This is a genomic window from Novipirellula sp. (assembly GCF_041583735.1).
Lineage (GTDB): Bacteria > Planctomycetota > Planctomycetia > Pirellulales > Pirellulaceae > Novipirellula.
On record NZ_JBFHFD010000803.1, the window covers coordinates 1 to 3,406 of the forward strand.

At 54.7% G+C, this 3,406-nt stretch carries 5 protein-coding genes; 3 read left to right on the forward strand and 2 right to left on the reverse strand.

Translation table 11 applies throughout. From position 1 onward, the window contains the following. The 3 genes from ABX962_RS32965 to ABX962_RS32975 all read left to right on the forward strand — a co-directional run. Window positions 1-270, forward strand: a 270-nt coding sequence (locus ABX962_RS32965; RefSeq protein WP_372725931.1) for an Hsp20/alpha crystallin family protein, incomplete at its 5' end; no start/stop codon positions are given. A gap of 58 nt (window positions 271-328) precedes the next feature. Continuing rightward, window positions 329-757, forward strand: coding sequence for an Hsp20/alpha crystallin family protein (locus ABX962_RS32970; RefSeq protein ID WP_372725932.1), 429 nt, complete (start codon window positions 329-331; stop codon window positions 755-757). A gap of 129 nt (window positions 758-886) precedes the next feature. After that, complete coding sequence (locus ABX962_RS32975) at window positions 887-1,696, forward strand: S1C family serine protease (protein ID WP_372725933.1); 810 nt, start codon at window positions 887-889, stop codon at window positions 1,694-1,696. 22 nt (window positions 1,697-1,718) lie between these two features. Here ABX962_RS32975 and ABX962_RS32980 read toward each other — a convergent pair whose 3' ends face one another. Both ABX962_RS32980 and ABX962_RS32985 read right to left on the reverse strand, forming a co-directional pair. Next, a complete protein-coding gene (locus ABX962_RS32980) occupies window positions 1,719-1,871 on the reverse strand; it encodes a hypothetical protein (protein WP_372725934.1) in 153 nt (50 codons plus the stop codon). A 149-nt stretch (window positions 1,872-2,020) separates the two neighbouring features. Continuing rightward, on the reverse strand, window positions 2,021-3,406 hold a 1,386-nt coding region (locus ABX962_RS32985; RefSeq protein ID WP_372725935.1), incomplete at its 5' end, for an alginate export family protein.

The window sequence follows — 3,406 nt, forward strand, 5'->3', positions numbered from 1 at the left end:
GAATTGCCCGGCTTCCACATGGATGATATGGAAATCTACGTCACCGGAAATCAATTGACGCTCAAAGGCGAACGCAAGCCACCGGAGCATGAAGGCGGAACATGGCATCGCCAAGAATGCAGCTATGGCAAGTTCAGCCGCATGATCGAATTGCCCGGCGACATCGACAGCGAAAAGGTATCGGCCGACTTCAAAAACGGCGTGCTGCACATCACGCTGCCCAAGAGCGAAGCCATTAAGCCGCGACGAATCGAAGTCAAGGCAAACTGACCATCCCGTTTGGACGATTACGAACAAACCAAATCCCTAGAATCTTTGGAGGTGAACCATGAGCACCACCATGACAACAACCAATCAACACGAAACCAAAAATCAAAACGACCATGGACGACTGAGCCAATATCAAAACGAAAACAATCAACAAGCTCGACGGACCTACCAGCCTCGGTTTGACATTTGGGAAGGCGACGACGAGTTGATCCTGTACGGCGATCTTCCGGGCGTCGAACGTGACGACTTGGATATCCAATTCGAGAACCGTCAACTGACGATCCACGGCAAGGTGAGCTGCTGCCATGATGGCGAAGGATACCTGTATAGCGAATATGGTGTCGGCGACTTCCAGCGGACGTTCATGATCGGTGAAGCAATCAACAGCGAAGCCATCTCGGCGGAACTGCACGATGGCGTGTTGACGCTGCACCTGCCGAAGTCCGATCACGCCAAACCGCGACGGATTAAAGTGAAAGCGGCTTGATGAGGTAAACCGTTAAGCGAACGTCCGTTCGCTTAACGGCTCGCCGAAGGCGTCCATCACTGCGAAACTATCGCAGACGCCTTTGGCCAGCTGTTAAACAAATTGACTCGCGGTCACAGGAGATTCAAAATGAAAACCAATCGCCAACGCATTGTTCCGATTCTCGCTGGCTTGTCTCTGCTTTTCATGCTGCCAGCGATCACATTTGCTGCCGAAACGAAATCGAAAACCGACAATGTCACCCAAGCTCGACTTGGCGTCGGGGTGACCTCGCTTCCCGAAGTACTAAAAAGCCATCTTCCGGCCGTGATCAACGATGGACGTGGTGTGCTCGTCTCGGAAGTCGCCAAAGGCTCGCCGGCAGACATGGCGGGACTGAAGCCACACGACGTGCTGGTTCGCTACGATGACCAGGACCTGTATTCACCCGAGCAACTTGTCAAACGTGTCCGCAACGATGAGCCCGGCAAAGAGATCGAAGTGCAATACGTTCGCGGCGGCGAGTTGCAGACGGCGAAGGTCAAATTGGGCGAACAGACCTTACAAAAACCGGTCTACTCGGACTGGTCGGGCGTGACCGGACGCTTCAACATTCCGTTTTCGCCGTTGCGGCCCGAGTTCTGGACCGAAGCACAAGACGCATTGGGAACGGGAACCGAATGGACTTCGTTTGAGTCGTTGACGCTGCAAAAGGAAGCCGACGGAACTTACTTGGTACGCATCACCTACCAAGACACCGGCGGCAATTCGATCAGCAAGGAGTTCACAGGCACACGACAACAAATTCGTGACGCCATCAATGACGACAACGACTTGCCACAAAGCCGCAAGGACCAGTTGCTGCGATCGCTCGATGACCGCGGACGTCAACCGCTGCAGCGGATGCCATGGGAACGTTGGGATCGCGAAATTTTCCAATGGCCCAACGTTGACTTTTAATCACTGACCGATAAAGAGAGTATCAGTGTCGTTTAAAGAACGTGACGTACCCGGCAAGCGAGACCAGTCCGCCAACCGTTAGCACTCCGATGCCGCATAACAGATAAACCAGGATGCTGTTTGGATTTTCAATCACCATGACTCGGTCTCCGTTGCCGGGAATGAACGTTTGCATTGGACGTCGACTGCATGGCCGACGTCACTAGCACCCCCGTCACTAGCAACCACGGTGCCAACCCTCGAATTCACATCCACGGTGACCTTTCGATGGCGATCGGATGCCAATTTGTCGCTTCGCCGGCGGCAAATTGGCATTTCGCTTTTCTAGAATCGCAGCGTCGATTGGATGTAGGTAAATTCGCCGTCGTCGCCACTCGCTCCGTTAGGAGCAATTCCAGCGGGGCCGCCTTGGATGACGGGGCTGTCAAAGTAGTCGCCTGCCCACAGGTAGCTGTATCCAACCAAAAAGTGAGCTCGCGGCGAAATGCTCCAACGCAACTGCAAATCCAACTCGTGGCCAATCTCGTTGCCCGCAGACCCGGTGGGATCTTGGAACGATGCCGCAGTGCCGTTGGTGTACAGCGCGTCTCGGCGGTTGGCGAGCCAGAAGTTGTGGAAATGGATGCGACATTCCAAGTCGTCGCGAATCGCAAGCGACGTCTGCACATTCAGGTCTTGAATGTTTTGACGTCCTGTCAAATCGGCGAGTCCCAAGTAGTAGTGTCCACGAGGCTCGAGCTGGTAGAACGTTCCGTGAACACCGTCGTTCAAATCGTCATCGCCTGATGCCCAATCGTAGAACAGCCAAGTGGTCGGTTTCAGGGGCAATCGTTCAAACGTGCGTCCGAGACCGACGGTGGCAAAGCCAGCCGATTGACGCGAACTCGAGAAACTTCCGAACTGGTAGCCTCCTTCGAGTTCAAACTTCACGTCGCCTTCGCTACGCAGAACGCGACCACCGATCGTGTGGACATCAAAACCACCAGGAACCCCGGCAAACGTTTGCACCAGTTCATCTTCTTCGGTCATTCCAAAGTAATAAAGGTCGTATCGTGCCGTGTCGGTTTTCGTTGTACCAAAGACCCCATAGAACTGGCGGCTTTGGTCGGGGCTGTCAAAGTTGGTATCGTCGGGCCGATGCTGTGCCAGATCGATTGGCCGCACCCAGAACGCATCGACACGTGCGGAATCGGACTTCCACCAACTCCGCACCCCATCGTGCGTCAGTGGTGTGTTCCGCCAAGGACGGCTGGCGACGAGACGTTGCGACCCATAGTGCATTTCTTGGCGTCCGAAACGCAGCCACCATTCTTGATCGTCACCACTGCTGAGCAGTAACGCATCCACGGCAAGCATTTGCATATCGAAACGGTTGACTTCGCTGCCTCGCGGCGGCAAATCTTCGCCATCGCTGGTCGCGTCGATCGCTTCGCCGAAGACTCGCCAATTGTCGCCGATATGAACATCTGCGAACAACAACGTCTGCGACAATACGAATTCGTCACTGGCACCGGTCAATCGGCGACCGCCGCGTAGATTGTTTTCGTTGTGATACCGAGACCGAAATCGACCGCCCAAGTCGATCGTAACGTCGCTGGTGGGACGCAGTCGCTTCAGCTGCTCGCCCAGGAAGTGTCCTTGGTATGCCGGATCGTCGAGGTAGCTGAAATCGTTGTCGATGAAGCTCTGTTTGTAGGCGGCTCTGGCGAC